We start from the raw sequence: 14,666 nt of genomic DNA, 5'->3' as shown, positions 1-14,666 counted from the left end.
AAACCTTAGTGGTTCAATCTTTTGCAGTAAATAAAAAATTAGAAGTGAATGATGGTAGCGAAGGCGAGTGACTCCTGCGGGAACAGCACAAAACGTAAGCCACAACAGGCGGCGCGACAGCGACGGTTGTGGCTTACGATGTGCCCGCGGAAAGCACGCGCCATAGCGGACATCAAGACGTGGCGAAAAAGTGTTGGATTAATGGCATTTTTCCGCTATGAAATAAAAATGAAACCTTAGTGGTTCAATCTTTTGCAGTAAATAAAAAATTAGAAGTGAATGATGGTAGCGAAGGCGAGTGACTCCTGCGGGAACAGCACAAAACGAAAGCCACAACAGACGGCGCGACAGCGACGGTTGTGGCTTACGATGTGCCCGCGGAAAGCACGCGCCATAGCGGACATCAAGACATGGCGAAAAAGTGTTAGATTGATTACAGTCAATCTAACACTTTTTCCATTTCCTCTATCTAATTTTAGATTTCAAAAAAGAAAAAGGCATCATATTTACGTGAAATTGCAATAAATTTAAGGTTTTATTATCTCAAAATGAGATGAAATTAATATTTATTATGCATAATGAGTATTATTTGTTGATTTTTAATAAAAAGCTAGTATATAATTCTTTTATCAGAAAATTCTATTAATAAAGGAGGTAATGAAATGGAGCACATTTTTAACTCGAAATTTGAAACATATTTGATGGACCAGGAGTCGGAATTACAAATTACTGACCAAAATATTGAGGAGCAACCAATTCAAATACATTATGAAGAATATCCAGAGGGGTTTTTTACAAGTTTATAAATCATTTTTCAAAAGGCTGTGCTAAAAGTGGAACAATATCTTTTAGCATAGCCTTTTGTTATGTATATAAAATGTACAGACACAATTTGTATAAAGTTTACATAAAATAGGAAGAAGGTTTTAAACATTTTCTTAATATTAAGTTATATGATAGTTAAATAAATATAGTACTAATTTCATATATACTTTTCTAAAAAGCTTTCATGTATAATGGGGGAGAAAAAAAGGTATATCGAGGTGTAGTTATGACAAGTGCAGCAATGTTAGAAGAAACAATGTATCAATGGTTTGAACATTTTCATAATTATCCAGAAGTAAGCTGGAAGGAGTATGAGACAACAAAGAAAATTGCATCTATATTAGATGATTTAAATGTTTCTTACCGTTTGTTAGGCGATGTACCAGGGCTAATTGCAGAAATTGGTACAGGCGATGAGATTGTTGCAGTACGTGCAGATATTGATGCACTCTGGCAAGAGGTAGATGGGAAATGGCAGGCAAACCATTCATGTGGTCATGATGCCAATATTACAATGGTTCTAGGAGCATTATTGTTACTAAAAGATCGACCGCTACAACATCGTGTACGATTTATTTTCCAACCTGCTGAGGAAGTAGGAAATGGTGCTTGTGCCGCATTTGATCGTGGTGCTGTAGATGGTGTTTCACATTTATTTGGTGTCCATTTGAGACCTATCGAAGAGCTTCCTTTAGGAAAGGTTTCACCTGCCATACATCATGGTGCTGCCTATTTTTTAGATGGGACTATTCATGGTACGGATGCACATGGTGCAAGACCACACCAGGGGAAAAATGCGATAGATGTTATTATGGCTATTCAGCTAATGTTAAATAGCATCCATTTGTCACCGTTCGAGCCACACTCTGCAAAATTAACAAAGATTATTGCAGATGGTGGTAGCACGAATATTATCCCAGGTACTGCTAGTTTTGCAATGGATATTCGGGCACAGCATAATGATCAGCTTGAGTTGCTTCGAAACCGTATTGAAGCAGGTTTGAAATCAATTCAGCAGCAGTTTGAAATTGAACTAAAATGGAAATGGGTCGATTTCACACCTGGTGCAGAAGTTTCACCTATAGCTGCTCGTATGGCTAAAAATGCTATAGTGGAATCACTTGGCGAGCAATTTTTAGCTGAGGAAATTACAACTCCGGGTAGCGATGATTTTCATTTTTATACAGTAAAAAAACCAGAGCTAAAGGCAACGATGATTGGAATTGGTGCTGATTTAGGCCCTGGGTTACATCACCCAAAGATGACTTTTGAACGAAGTGCATTAATAGATGCATCGAAAGTTCTTGCGTGTGTATTAGAAAAAAAGCCTGAAAATAAGTAGAATATTTTGAAAAGGTTCTATCCAACTGTTTACTTTGGGTAGAACCTTTTTTAGTATCTAAGCACAGCAGAAATGCATAAAGATACGCTGTTTTGAATGGTTTGTAAAAGCTATTTGGAAGCGTTTTTTTTCCCTTTAACAGTCATAATTGCTATAGAAGCATAAAATTTTTGCGTTGACTTTCTATTTTTTGAATATTAAGCTAAAAATCGTAAAAATATATTTGCGCTTGTGAAATAATAATTTGTAATTGGGTGCAAAAAAAGGGGATGGGACAATGAAAAAGGAAATTAGTGCGAGTTGGGCACTCCTAACTTTCGCAATAATGATTACTACGATGCTTGTTACAGTAGTTATGTTAGAGCAGAGTCCTCACGTGCCATTGATAGTTGGAACAATTGTAGCAGCGATTGTTGCCAAAATGCATGGCTTTAAGTGGATGGAAATTGAGGAAATGATGTATAAAGGTATCCGCCTAGCTCTTCCGGCCATTGTCATTATCATATTAGTTGGTTTGACAATAGGAGCATGGATTGGTGGAGGAGTCGTTGCCACAATGATTTTCTACGGATTAAAATTAATTTCTCCAGCTTGGTTTTTAGTAACGATTTTACTATTATGTTCAATCGTTTCGCTAGCAATTGGAAGCTCATGGTCAACAATGGCAACTATCGGTGTCGCTGGTATGGGGATCGGTTTAAGCATGGGTATTCCCGCACCAATGATTGCAGGAGCAGTTATTTCAGGTTCTTATTTTGGTGATAAAATGTCACCTTTATCTGATACTACAAATCTAGCAGCAGGTCTAACTAACACTGACTTGTTTGATCACATAAAACATATGCTTTATACAACTATTCCGGCATTAATCATTACACTTGTCACATTTGGCTTTATGGGAAGACGTTTCGCTGATGTATCAATGGATTCAGAAAAAATTATGACAACGCTTGATGTTATGGAAAAAAGTTTTGTGATTTCTCCTTGGTTATTACTTGTCCCAGTTGGCGTTATTGTGATGGTGGCAAAAAAAGTTCCAGCAATCCCAGCATTAGTTATTGGTATTATTTCAGGCTTCTTATTACAAATTTTTGTACAAGGTGGCTCACCAACTATGGCTGTCCATGCCTTACAAGAAGGGTTTGCGATTTCTACAGGAAATGAAATGGTGGACGAGCTCTTTAATCGTGGCGGTTTAGATTCAATGATGTATACGGTTTCAATGACAATCGTTGCCATGACATTTGGTGGGGTTTTAGAATATTCAGGCATGTTAAAGGCACTTATGGATGTTGTCGTTAAGTTTGCTAAATCTACGGGTAGCCTTATTGCTTCAACAATTGCTGCATGTATTACGACAAATGCGACATGTTCTGAGCAGTACATATCAATTGTTGTACCTTCACGAATGTTTGCTGACGTATATCAAAAGCGAGGCTTGCATTCAAAAAATTTATCGCGTGCTCTAGAAGATGGTGGAACATTAACATCTGTATTCTTCCCTTGGAACACTTGTGGCGTATTTATTTTAGCGACATTAGGTGTAAGTGCAATGGAATATGCACCTTATGCCATTCTTAACTTTGCTGTGCCAATTATTTCAATAATCTATGGTTATGTTGGGTTTGCTATTGTAAAGATGACACCAGAAGAGATTGAAGAGGCAAAGCAACGTAAAAAAGAAGCGCAAGAACAAGAGATGAATAATATGGTTGTAGCAGACTAATAAAAATAAGTCTTGCTTAAATAGAGAAATTGCTCGGAAGGATAGAGCTTATTAAAGTAAAACAAGACAAGCCCCATCACATAGATTGCTGTTGGAAAGTGAAGAGACACTCTAAGCATGGTTGATGCCGTTCGATGAGATTTTTCGCTCGCCAATGAAAAGCGCTATGTGGGGGCTTGTCCTTGTATATCAATAGGTTGCAAAGTCCAATTCGTAAATAGTGCGTGGTCGTCCTTGTTGGTGGGGCATTTCTTCGCCAACAACTTTAACATAGCCATGGTCTACTAATTTTTTGATTATACGTTCAGTAGTACGGCGTGTAACTTGTAAGTATTCTGAAAGATTTTGTGCTGTAAATTGTGATGCCTGTCGTTCTTTGCTAAATTGAATAATTTTAGATATGTTGAGAGGGCTTAAGCTTGTCTGTTTAGCCATTTGTAAAACAAACGGATCTTTTGTTTTTAAAGAGAGTTTACTCGCTGATTTTGGGAATGGACCAGATAAATTTTTATGTTCATCCAAAATATAAATTTCAAAAGGTTTGGCAAATTTTAATGCATGTGTAGCATTTTCGGCTGCTTCAAAAATCGAATGTCCATAGCCAAAAGCAAGCCTAAAGGGAACTTCAATTCGTTGTATAAAATGCTGCAAATTTTCTTTTTCCAGTGCATTTTGTAAATGTCCAGCTGTTGTATAAAGCTCAAAATAGTTAGGGCTAATTTGCTTATAGGTTGAATGTGTTGTTGCAGTTATTTGCTGTAAAATATCCGCGCAATGACTAGTTTCAGGAATATCTAAAAATCCAATGGCTGCCTTTGCAGATTCGGATTTAGTAAGAAGAGATTGTGATTTCGTTTCTTCTAGACATTGTATAATGGAACTTGTTGCATCTAGCATTCGCATAGCCGGAATGTTTCGTAGCTGCAATTCATCAAATACTGTATGAATGCTTGTAACGATAAAGTCAATTTGTTTGGACTCCCATAGAGTGATATGCTTTTGTAAAACATCGTCAGCCGTTTCTGTAATTGAAATAGAATGAACATATGGTTTTGTACCGGTATATTCTATCTCCGTTAGAACGTTATCAACGAATGTAGGGTGCATGACATCGATAGAAAGCCTTTGTAAAGGAATTGCCTGGTTCGCTATAAGAGATAATAAAGTCGTAGAAATTGTCATCTCATCTTGTTTTAAATAATTCCATGGAATCGGTAATGTCGCTAAAGATGTTTGCGCATGTAAATACGGCAATGTTCCTCCAAACAATAGTGCATCACATGGCTTAATTTGTTTTAACAAAGACGGTGCATCAGAAGGCTGATTGTAAAGATAAAATTCTAATTGAATATTCTCTATGTTTTGTGCGATACTAAGTATACGATTCTTAAAAGCTTTCGAACATATAATGGCTATTTTAGTAGACAAAGGCATCTGTCCTTTTCTATTATTTTTTGAAAAATTAGCGACGTATTAACGACAACTATAAATTATATAGGAGTATGATATAAAATGAAAATCCAACAAGTAGAAATTTTTGCAATTCAATTACCACTTATTGATCCTTTTATTATTAGCTATGCTACATATGATACAATGCCTTCTATCATTTTGAAAATAACAACTGATACAGGCATTGTAGGATATGGAGAAGCAGTACCTGATGAACATGTTACAGGTGAGTCGTGGGAAAGTACGTATGCAATATTAAAACAGCAACTTGTACCTGCAATTATTGGAGAAGACCCTATGGCTTTTGAGAAGCTTCACGATAAAATGAATCACATCGTAAAAGATGTCCCTGCTGCTAAAGCAGCAATTGATATCGCATGTTTTGATATTGCTGGTAAAGCATTACAGGTCCCAGTTTATCAGCTACTTGGCGGTCGCTATCATGAGAAATTCCCGATTACCCATGTGTTGAGTATCGGAACGCCTGAAGAAATGGCAAATGAGGCAGCTAAACGCGTGGAAATGGGCTATCAATCATTTAAAATGAAGGTGGGAACTGAAGTTAGACGTGATGTTGCACGCATAAAAGCAGTACGTGAGCGTGTAGGTGAGGATATTGCGATACGTGTTGATGTAAACCAAGGATGGGGAAATGCTTCTACAACATTACAAGGGTTACGTGCACTAAAGGATTTAAATATCGATTGGTTGGAACAGCCTGTTGATAGTGAAGATATAGATGGAATGGTAGAAATTAAATCGAAATCCGATGTATCATTAATGATTGATGAGGGACTTCGTGGAGTACGTGAAATGCGTGAAATCATTTTGAAGCGTGCTGCAGACAAAGTGAATATTAAATTAATGAAATGCGGTGGGATTTACCCTGCTATGAAATTAGCGGTAATGGCAGAAATGGCAGGTATTGAATGTCAAATTGGTTCAATGGTTGAGTCTTCTGTAGGTTCTGCAGCTGGCTTCCATGTAGCATTTTCTAAAAAAATTATGACAAGTGTAGAATTAACAGGTCCATTAAAATTCTCAAAGGACATCGGCAATTTACACTATGATGTTCCGTTCATTTGCTTAACAGAAAAGCCTGGTTTAGGTGTAGATGTAGATGAAGAAATACTTAAGGAACTATGCAAATTTTCAACAACAGTAACAGCTTAAGGGGGCTTCGACATGGAAAGAATTTATGAAGGAATACTCGGAGAAACACCTTTTTATGTTACTAAATTACAGCTGTTGCATTTACCAGCAATACAGCAATTACAGCAAGAGGTATATGAAACATTACCGGATCAAAGTATTTTACAGCCATTAACTACAGAAGAATTCGAATACATTTTACAGGGAAATGGTTTGATGATCGGGGCATACGTTAATAATGCGTTAATCGGTTTTCGGGCATTATTGAATCCACCTATTGATGACGAGCATCTTGGATATGATTGCGGCATTGCTGAGGATCAATTCCATCGCGTGTTATATCAAGAGATATCAAATGTTTCACCACATTATCGTGGCTACGGGCTACAAAAAACGTTAGCGACTATTGTGATGAATGAAATTGATTTAGATTGCTATGACTATGTTTGCTCTACGGTTAAACCTTATAATATACCAAGCTTAAAAGATAAGTTTTCTCAAGGGCTCGTGATAAAGGGCTTGAAGATTAAGTATGTTGATAAATTACGCTATATCTTTTATAAGAATCTACAACAGGAGCAATCTGTATATACTGAAAAAAGAGCTGTTTTGATGAGAGATACTGCCTTACAGCAGCAATTTTTGAAGGAGGGCTATACGGGAACTGCAATGTATGAAGAACAAAATGATTGGTTCGTTGTCTATGAAAAATAAACGTAATGCTAACTAACAAATATAGAGATATTTAAATAAAAAGAAGGCCTTACTTTTTCACGCAAATGTGAGAGTAAGGCTTTTTGTTATTTCTTAAGTGGACAAAATCCACAAGCAAGTAGGCCGGGAATATCCTTTGAAAAGCAGCAAGATTTTCGGACAGGAACGTTAACTAAATTTGTAGGGCTCTGACCGCCAGTATATTCCGCCCACCACGATTTTTGTGAAAAGCGAGCCCATGTTTTTGGGTTCTCTAAAATTTCAATATCATCCATTGCTTGATCTGCCAAGCCGGGGTTAGACAACAGTATATGATAATGCCAAAGGAGGTAGCCAAAGAAATTTTCCCAAATCGTTAAGGGTGAAATCGATGTTACTTTGCGCAGTTGCTGAACGATAACATGCCCGTCATATAAAATTTTTTCAATGACCGATTGTCGCTCCTCTTCATCCACATATCGCCAATCGTTAGGATTAACGAACATTGCGACAGTAAAACTATTAAATTCCTTAGCTGCATCAAAGCGAATTTCAATTGGTTTTCCATCCCATACTTCATCGTATGCAGCGAGCATATAAAGCTGCATGGCGAAAAACATACCATAGCGACGTGCAAAGTGGGAAATGGCTGCTGTTTCTGTTGCAGCATCTGTAATGCCCATCATTAGATTTAAAAAATCAGGATGGTAAAAGTCTTTATGTATATCAGCCAATGTAAATAACGTTCGTTTTGGCTCCGTTGTATAAATACTGTAGGAATTCAGTTGTCTGACTTGATCCATCGTTAAAGCGGGCATTGTCATCACCTTTTCTTTTCAATCATTAACTTCAATTATAAGTTATTCATTTTTACTTCACAAATGGTATGCAATATAGTAAAATACATTAAACATATCTGAAAGGTAGGTTTTTAGATGTCATTGCCACATGCAATTCCACGGCCGCTCGTACGACTCAATCAGTGGACTATACTGTTAAGTGTTATACTGACATGGCTAACAGGATTTGAATGGATATTAGCGATTCCTTTAGTAGCAAATTTACTTGGTGTATTATGTAATTATAATCCAATTATCCGATTTGGAAAGCTGTTTTTGAAAAAAGCTCCTACTGCGTATATACCAGAGGACGCACAGCAACAAAAGTTTAATTCAAGTATTGCAACCATATGTTTAGCTGGTGGTCTTGTCGCCTTTTTGTTTAATTGGCAAGTAGTAGGGTATGTGTTTACAACGATGGTAGCAATCGCTTCATCAGTGGCAATTGCTGGGTTTTGTATCGGTTGCTTTTTGCATTTTCAGCTAAAGCAACGGCAATATAGACGGAAACTTAAGAAAGCATTATAATCATTAAAAAAGTTTTAAGATAATTTAAAGATAATAGTTGACAATTTAATTGATAATGATTATCATTATCATTGTAAAGATTATTCCTTCTCTGCAAAACAAGTGTAGAGAGGATGAACTTTAGCTACTTTTCTCCAGAAGTTTGCTAGTTCATAAAGCGCTCCTAAAACCCCCCTCATTTTTTGGGAACGTAAAATCTCTAGACGGCTTATTCATACGGAATGAGCCGTCCTTTTTTATTTGTAAATAAGTTCAACAGCCTTTGTTAAGTTGACTGCTCAGAAGGGGTAGATTGTTGGGGAATGCTTTTTTTTCCAAGCACCATCGTATAGTAGCTATGCAACAACATACCAACAATAATAATACCAAGTCCAGCAAGTGCAATTGGCTCTGGAAACGCAATTCCAAGTAATAACGCTTCACCAATAATGACAAATAGGATTTCAGTTGATTGAGTTGCCTCAACAGCGGCTAGTTTGCCTTGATGTTCACGAACGCGATCAGTTGCGATGAAAAATAGAATGGTTGCAATTACACCTGAGCTAATCCCAACTAGTAGAGATTGTAGTACTTGACTTAATGAAGGTAGTCCAACTGTTACAATGGCATAAATGGCCATCACAATCCATGCAGGCATTGAAGCAACTGTCATTCCAAGCACTCGCTGGAATGTATCAACACGTCCCCCGCATACCTCCATCATTTTGCGATTTCCGAGTGGGTAGGCAAATGCAGCAACTACAACAGGTAAAATCCCTAATAAAAGATTTTTTGTTGGAACAGATTGTGCCTGTGGTACTTGAATAAGTAAAATTCCTGCTAAAATAACACATGAAATAAGCAACGAAATTAACGGGATTTTTTGACGTACTGTTTTTCCAGCAATTACTGTTACAAAGAGGGGAGCGAGAAGAACACCAGCAACAATTGTAAATTGCCATGTTCCAGAAACGAGCCAACCCGGACCGAATGCCGCAGCAAATGTAATTGGTGCATAAAATAGCACGAAGCCAACGAAGCTCCATAGTAGCCAAGCTACAGGTCTACTTTTCATTTCATTCGTTAGTTGCGAAAAGCCTTTTCGATAAAAGACGATGGCTAATAAAAATGGCAACATGAAGAAATAACGTAGTGATGCACTCCATAGCCAACTGCCTCCTTGCATTTCCATCGCATGATTTAAAATAAATGTCACAGCAAAAAAAAGTGAAGCTAAAATGCCTAATGCAATTTCTTTCAAAATCCATCATCCTAACTTTTATGTAATTTGAAAATTCAGTTATTATTATTGAGAAATCAACATCGACATAATGAGCAATCTTTAACTTGATTCAGCAGAGTCCGCTAATTCCGTAAAAGGTGAATGAAAGCCATATATGGGCTGTTTACGGTGAAGATTCACCTACAATTAAAGGCCTCAGCATATGTAGCAGATTTTTTGAGGTGCTTTTCGAGCCGGCTATAAAAATTGTGGACGCTATTATGCCAAGACATAATTGATTATTAAAGTAAAAATCCGCGTTGACTCCTAAGAAAAAGCAAATGCACGGGCCTAGTAGCTTTACTAGTCGTACCTTACCCATCAGGAGCGAAGCGGATTTTAGTATCTTGAAGACTTTTTAGAGCGTCCTCGCTTTAAATTGTTTCTTATCGCTCGAATTTAAAAATGACTTATTTGCCTTGTTGTTCAAATAATTGCACGATTTCAATAATAACTTGTGTAGCTTTTTCCATTGTTTCGGCAGATACATATTCGTATTTACCATGCATGTTCTCGCCACCTGCAAAAACATTTGGCGTTGGTAAGCCCATATAAGAAAGTTGAGAGCCATCAGTACCACCACGAATCGGTAATGTATTCGGTGTAATATCTAATTTTTCCATTGCTTGACGTGCAATGTCAACAATTTCTTTTACAGGTTCAATTTTTTCACCCATGTTATAGTATTGATCCTCGATAGAAATTGTTAGTGCATCCTTACCAAACTGAGCTTGTATTTTGGCAGCAGCATCACGCATTAATTGCTTTTTCGCCTCAAATTTTTGACGATCATGGTCACGTACAATATAAGAAAGCTCAGTATGTTCAATTGCGCCTTTAAAGCCCATTAAATGGATAAAACCTTCATAGCCTTCTGTTTTTTCAGGTACTGCATCTGTAGGCATTTCGTTTTGGAAAGCAATCGCCATTGTGATAGAGTTGACCATTTTATTTTTTGCCGAACCTGGGTGTACGCTTGTTCCTTTTGTGATGACTTTAACACCTGCAGCATTAAAGCTTTCGTACTGTAGTTCACCTAGTGGTCCGCCATCCATTGTATATGCATAATCAGCTCCGAATGCAGCGACATCAAATTTATGCGGTCCACGGCCGATTTCCTCATCTGGAGTGAACGCTACACGTAATTTACCGTGCTTAATTGAAGGATTATTTATTAAATATTCCATAGCAGTCATAATTTCAGCAATGCCCGCTTTATCGTCCGCACCTAAAAGTGTCGTACCATCTGTTGTAATTAGTGTTTGCCCAATGTAATTTTTTAGTTCAGGGAATTCAGTTGGAGACATGGCTAAATTTTTGTTTAATTGAATGTCACCGCCATCATAATTGTCAATACGTTGCGGATTAACATTTGTACCAGTGTAGTCTGTTGCTGTATCCACATGCGCTAAAAAGCCGATAGTCGGTACTTCTTTATCTGTATTTGCTTCAAGTGTTGCAAATAAATAGCCATTGTCATCTAATGTAATGTCTGTTAAGCCGATTGTGGAAAGTTCATCCTTCAATACATGCAATAAGTCAAATTGCTTTTGAGTGGAAGGAGTTGTTTCACTTGTGAAGTCTGATTGTGTATCGATTTTTGCGTAGCGAATTAATCGCTCGATTACTTGTTCTTTCATAGAATATACGGCCTCCTTTGTAGGTGTCTGGCACTCAAACAATTCAGAATTGTTTGAGTGCCAGGCACTTTCATTGTACCACTTTACTTCGGATTTCGGAATATTGAAGAATGCTCAATGCTATAAGTATTTGAGCACTATAATAAGTCATCATAATAACTTCATGTGAAAAAGGTAATGGCATGACAAATTTATTAATCGCTAAATAGGAATCCGATGCGATAAATAATATTGCGCCAATGATAGCGAAAGCAGAACCAGTGCGAATGGCAGTCCAGCCCATTGTTAAAATGATTGAAATATACGCTAAAACTGCAAAAGTAAGTATAGTTTCACCAGATTTAAAGACAGTAGTGGCAATCCAGCCCGCCATTAATACACCATATAGCAGTAATACAACCTTTGCCCAAGTGGGTACTGGCTGTTCATTTGTACTTGAAAAGGCAAAAATATAAAAAATATGGCCAATTAAGAAGCTTGTAAGACCAATAAGAAACCATTGTAATGTGTAGTCACCTACCATACAAAATAGTAGCCCAATAACTATTAACAGTTGATATTTTTTAATTGATTGTGCTTTTTGGGTTGCAGCCATGATTATAATCAAAATCATAGGAATGACTTTGAATATTAGTTTCAAACTTTGGTCAATATGTGAAAAGAAAAAAATATAATAAAGACCAAATAGTATGATGAACGTTAACAAAATTTTTCTTGCCAAGTTTTTCAGCTCCTTTACATTGAAATTCTCTATCGTTGTTTAAATTTCCTTTTTCAAGTATAAGCTCTTTTTACCTCGCAATGTTCTTCTATTAAGGGGAAGGGCAGAGGTATCCAATTCAACTTATGTTTGAAACTTTTTCAATATGTAACCGTAAATAAGTAGACAGTAAGTGAGGAGAGGGTGAACGGTATGACTAAGCTATTGATAGCTTCTGTAGTCATTGCATTAATTGCGAGTGTACTATTAACACCGCTAATAACGAAGAAGCGTGAAGATGGAGAATCGAAAAAAGTAGTTGGTTACTTTTTCATTGGTGTTTTTGTTATAGGATTTATAGCGTCGGGTATTATGCTGTATGTTACAAAAATTGATGTTAACTGGCTTGTCTTTTGGCCAGTAATTATACTACTAACTTTATGTGGTGCATTTCTTGCAAGTGGTATTGAAAGAAAGATTAAAGGTGTTTTATTTTTAGCAAGCTTAGTTGTGGGGGTCTATGTATTGTCCGCACCACTGTGGAATGCTAACGATAAATTCAAATCAGCGGAAATGAAAGAAGAGGTTGAGATTAAGCCGTTTGATGAAACGCAAACACCAGCGAGTGTCCCACCTAAATTCGTCCGAAATAAAATGAAAAAAGCATTTGGGCAAGTACCGAATACAAGTTATTACGAGCTAGGACGTTTACAAATTCAGAAAGTAAATGGTGAGTATGTTTATATCGCTCCAGTTGAATTTTCTGGTTTCTTTAAATGGATGAATGGTAAGACGACACCAGGTTATTTTACGATGAGTGCTACGGACTCAGCTGACAATCCTAAATTTATCCCGCAGGAAATGAAATACGTTCCTTCTGCGTTTTTAAATGCTAATTTAGAGCGTCATATGCGCTTGCAACATCCATTCCTTATTTTCTATGGAGATGTTCAGCTAGAAATTGATGATGACGGTAAACCATACTATATCCGTTCATATGGGGAATTTATTTCTGCACGAAATGGCTTTGATGTACAGGGCATTGTACTTGTAGATGCATTAACAGGCAAATCTGAGCTTGTAAAATTAGATGATGTTCCGGCATTTATTGATGGTGCCGTTTCACCAGAGACAGTAAGTTTACAAAATAGCTATTATGGAAAATACGTTCATGGTTACTGGAATAGTATGTTTGGTAAGAAAGATGTCAAGTTACCTTCAGATGAAGGCACGGAATCAAATGTCAGCCCGATATTCGATGAGGCAGGCGATATGTATTATTTCACTGATTTCACAAGTCCAAAAGAGGGCGTGGATTCAATGCTTGGCTACTCATTAACGAATGCTCGAACTGGGGAAGCGACATATTACACAGGAAATCAAGATGAATCGTATATGGATTCACAAGGGAATTTGCAAATCATTGAAAAGAAATTTATTGAGAAAAAGTGGGCAGGAGAAATGCCTGTATTGTATAACTTTTATGGTGAGGCAAGTTGGTTAACAGCAGTGTTAGATGCTAATGGCTTCTTACAAAATTATTTCATCGTGTCCGCAGCAAATCCTGAAATTTCAGCCTATGCCACAACACCGAAAGAAGCGTTGAAATTATATAAAACAGCACTTAGCCGTGGTGGAAGTACGGTTGATGGTAGTTCAAATGCAGAAGAGAAAAACGCAAGTGGAACAGTACTACGCGTTTATAAGGAACGCCTCGGTGACTTTACCCTCGTATCGTTTTTACTGAATAATGGTGAAAACTATTTAGTAAGTGCAGAAACGGAGCCTCTTGCAATTTATTTACAAGAAGGTGACGAAGTAATACTAACTTATGGTGATACAGGAGAGCAATTTTTACCAGTACGCTCGCTAATAATTAAAGGCTTACAATAAACAAAAGACGATCAGCACAATGAATTTTGTTGTCTTGATCGTCTTTTTTATGTAGTCTGATTCTCGATGTAACGTAGTAGCTTTTCTTTATGATTAGAAAAGAGTGTTGCGGCGTGATCGTTTAATGCGAAAATCTCTTGAATATAGCCTTGCAACAAATTATTTTCGTACTCCAAAGAATGTGCTGTTTCGTTTGCTATAATATGCTCCAATAGAAGTGCATGCAGCACAACCACTTCTAGGTTCTGTGTATTTGTCACAAATTTTAAGTTTAAAATGGTTGTATAGGAAACGAATTGATCGACATATGCAATAGCTTCTTTGTATTGATTGAGGTCGATATGTTGTTCAAGTCGCTTTCTTAAAAGTAAGCATTCGTTATTTAAGTCTTGGATTTTTAAAAATAAACCTCTTACGCTTCTCTTATGTTGTTGTTCTAGGGTACGGGCAAGATGCTTATTAACAAAGGACATTTTTACAAAACTCCTTTCGAGATAGGGTCCTTCTATTAATATTAATGGAAATGTTGGAAAAGGAAAGAGTCTTTTCGTTTAATTTGTACCTGAATTTAACATATCAATCAAGTCAAAAATACTAGGTTAGCATTAAAAAAAC

13 protein-coding genes are annotated in these 14,666 nt (G+C 36.9%); 7 read left to right on the top strand and 6 right to left on the bottom strand.

Annotation, left to right across the window (positions count from 1 at the left end; all coding sequences use genetic code 11):
- Positions 1-662 precede the first annotated feature (662 nt).
- The 3 genes from ACIQXJ_RS18095 (at position 663) to nhaC (ending at position 3,893) form a co-directional block, all read left to right on the top strand.
- Entirely contained in the window at positions 663-806 is a 144-nt protein-coding gene (locus ACIQXJ_RS18095) for a hypothetical protein (RefSeq protein ID WP_401011087.1), read from the top strand.
- Between the two features lie 245 nt (positions 807-1,051).
- Positions 1,052-2,167: an amidohydrolase gene (locus ACIQXJ_RS18090; protein WP_403055904.1), complete on the top strand. Its 1,116-nt coding sequence runs from the start codon at positions 1,052-1,054 to the stop codon at positions 2,165-2,167.
- A 277-nt stretch (positions 2,168-2,444) separates the two neighbouring features.
- Positions 2,445-3,893, top strand: a complete 1,449-nt coding sequence (gene nhaC / locus ACIQXJ_RS18085; RefSeq protein ID WP_403055907.1) for a Na+/H+ antiporter NhaC — start codon at positions 2,445-2,447, stop codon at positions 3,891-3,893.
- A 189-nt stretch (positions 3,894-4,082) separates the two neighbouring features.
- On the opposite strand, the gene ACIQXJ_RS18080 is transcribed toward nhaC, so the two are convergent.
- A complete protein-coding gene (locus ACIQXJ_RS18080; RefSeq protein ID WP_403055910.1) occupies positions 4,083-5,327 on the bottom strand; it encodes a hypothetical protein in 1,245 nt (414 codons plus the stop codon).
- A gap of 78 nt (positions 5,328-5,405) precedes the next feature.
- Between ACIQXJ_RS18080 and ACIQXJ_RS18075 the strand changes: the two genes are divergently transcribed.
- Together ACIQXJ_RS18075 and ACIQXJ_RS18070 are read left to right on the top strand one after the other, a co-directional pair.
- Positions 5,406-6,518, top strand: coding sequence for a mandelate racemase/muconate lactonizing enzyme family protein (locus ACIQXJ_RS18075; RefSeq protein ID WP_403055913.1), 1,113 nt, complete (start codon positions 5,406-5,408; stop codon positions 6,516-6,518).
- Positions 6,519-6,530: 12 nt separating this feature from the next.
- Positions 6,531-7,211: a GNAT family N-acetyltransferase gene (locus ACIQXJ_RS18070; RefSeq protein WP_403055916.1), complete on the top strand. Its 681-nt coding sequence runs from the start codon at positions 6,531-6,533 to the stop codon at positions 7,209-7,211.
- Positions 7,212-7,297: 86 nt separating this feature from the next.
- Here the strand turns inward: ACIQXJ_RS18070 and ACIQXJ_RS18065 are convergent, their stop codons facing one another.
- Entirely contained in the window at positions 7,298-8,008 is a 711-nt protein-coding gene (locus ACIQXJ_RS18065) for a Fe-S oxidoreductase (RefSeq protein WP_401011263.1), read from the bottom strand.
- A gap of 117 nt (positions 8,009-8,125) precedes the next feature.
- Here ACIQXJ_RS18065 and ACIQXJ_RS18060 point away from each other — a divergent pair, with 117 nt between their 5' ends.
- Positions 8,126-8,557, top strand: a complete 432-nt coding sequence (locus ACIQXJ_RS18060) for a DUF4395 domain-containing protein (RefSeq protein WP_403055919.1) — start codon at positions 8,126-8,128, stop codon at positions 8,555-8,557.
- Positions 8,558-8,822: 265 nt separating this feature from the next.
- Here the strand turns inward: ACIQXJ_RS18060 and ACIQXJ_RS18055 are convergent, their stop codons facing one another.
- From ACIQXJ_RS18055 to ACIQXJ_RS18045, 3 genes are all read right to left on the bottom strand, one after another.
- The gene (locus ACIQXJ_RS18055) at positions 8,823-9,797 is read right to left on the bottom strand and encodes a DMT family transporter (RefSeq protein ID WP_403055922.1); all 975 of its coding nucleotides are present in this window, start codon (positions 9,795-9,797) and stop codon (positions 8,823-8,825) included.
- A 431-nt stretch (positions 9,798-10,228) separates the two neighbouring features.
- Positions 10,229-11,458 (bottom strand): peptidase T, encoded by a 1,230-nt coding sequence (gene pepT / locus ACIQXJ_RS18050; protein WP_403055925.1) that lies wholly within the window; start codon positions 11,456-11,458, stop codon positions 10,229-10,231.
- Between the two features lie 70 nt (positions 11,459-11,528).
- On the bottom strand, positions 11,529-12,179 hold the full coding sequence (locus tag ACIQXJ_RS18045) for a lysoplasmalogenase (RefSeq protein ID WP_403055928.1): 651 nt from the start codon (positions 12,177-12,179) through the stop codon (positions 11,529-11,531).
- Between the two features lie 192 nt (positions 12,180-12,371).
- Here ACIQXJ_RS18045 and ACIQXJ_RS18040 point away from each other — a divergent pair, with 192 nt between their 5' ends.
- Positions 12,372-14,051 (top strand): hypothetical protein, encoded by a 1,680-nt coding sequence (locus tag ACIQXJ_RS18040; protein ID WP_403055930.1) that lies wholly within the window; start codon positions 12,372-12,374, stop codon positions 14,049-14,051.
- A gap of 47 nt (positions 14,052-14,098) precedes the next feature.
- On the opposite strand, the gene ACIQXJ_RS18035 is transcribed toward ACIQXJ_RS18040, so the two are convergent.
- Positions 14,099-14,524 (bottom strand): hypothetical protein, encoded by a 426-nt coding sequence (locus ACIQXJ_RS18035; RefSeq protein ID WP_403055933.1) that lies wholly within the window; start codon positions 14,522-14,524, stop codon positions 14,099-14,101.
- Between the last annotated feature and the right edge of the window lie 142 nt (positions 14,525-14,666).

The organism is Lysinibacillus sp. NPDC097868, from assembly GCF_044761135.1.
GTDB lineage: Bacteria > Bacillota > Bacilli > Bacillales_A > Planococcaceae > Lysinibacillus.
This window is presented reverse-complemented; position numbering and strand designations above follow the sequence as displayed.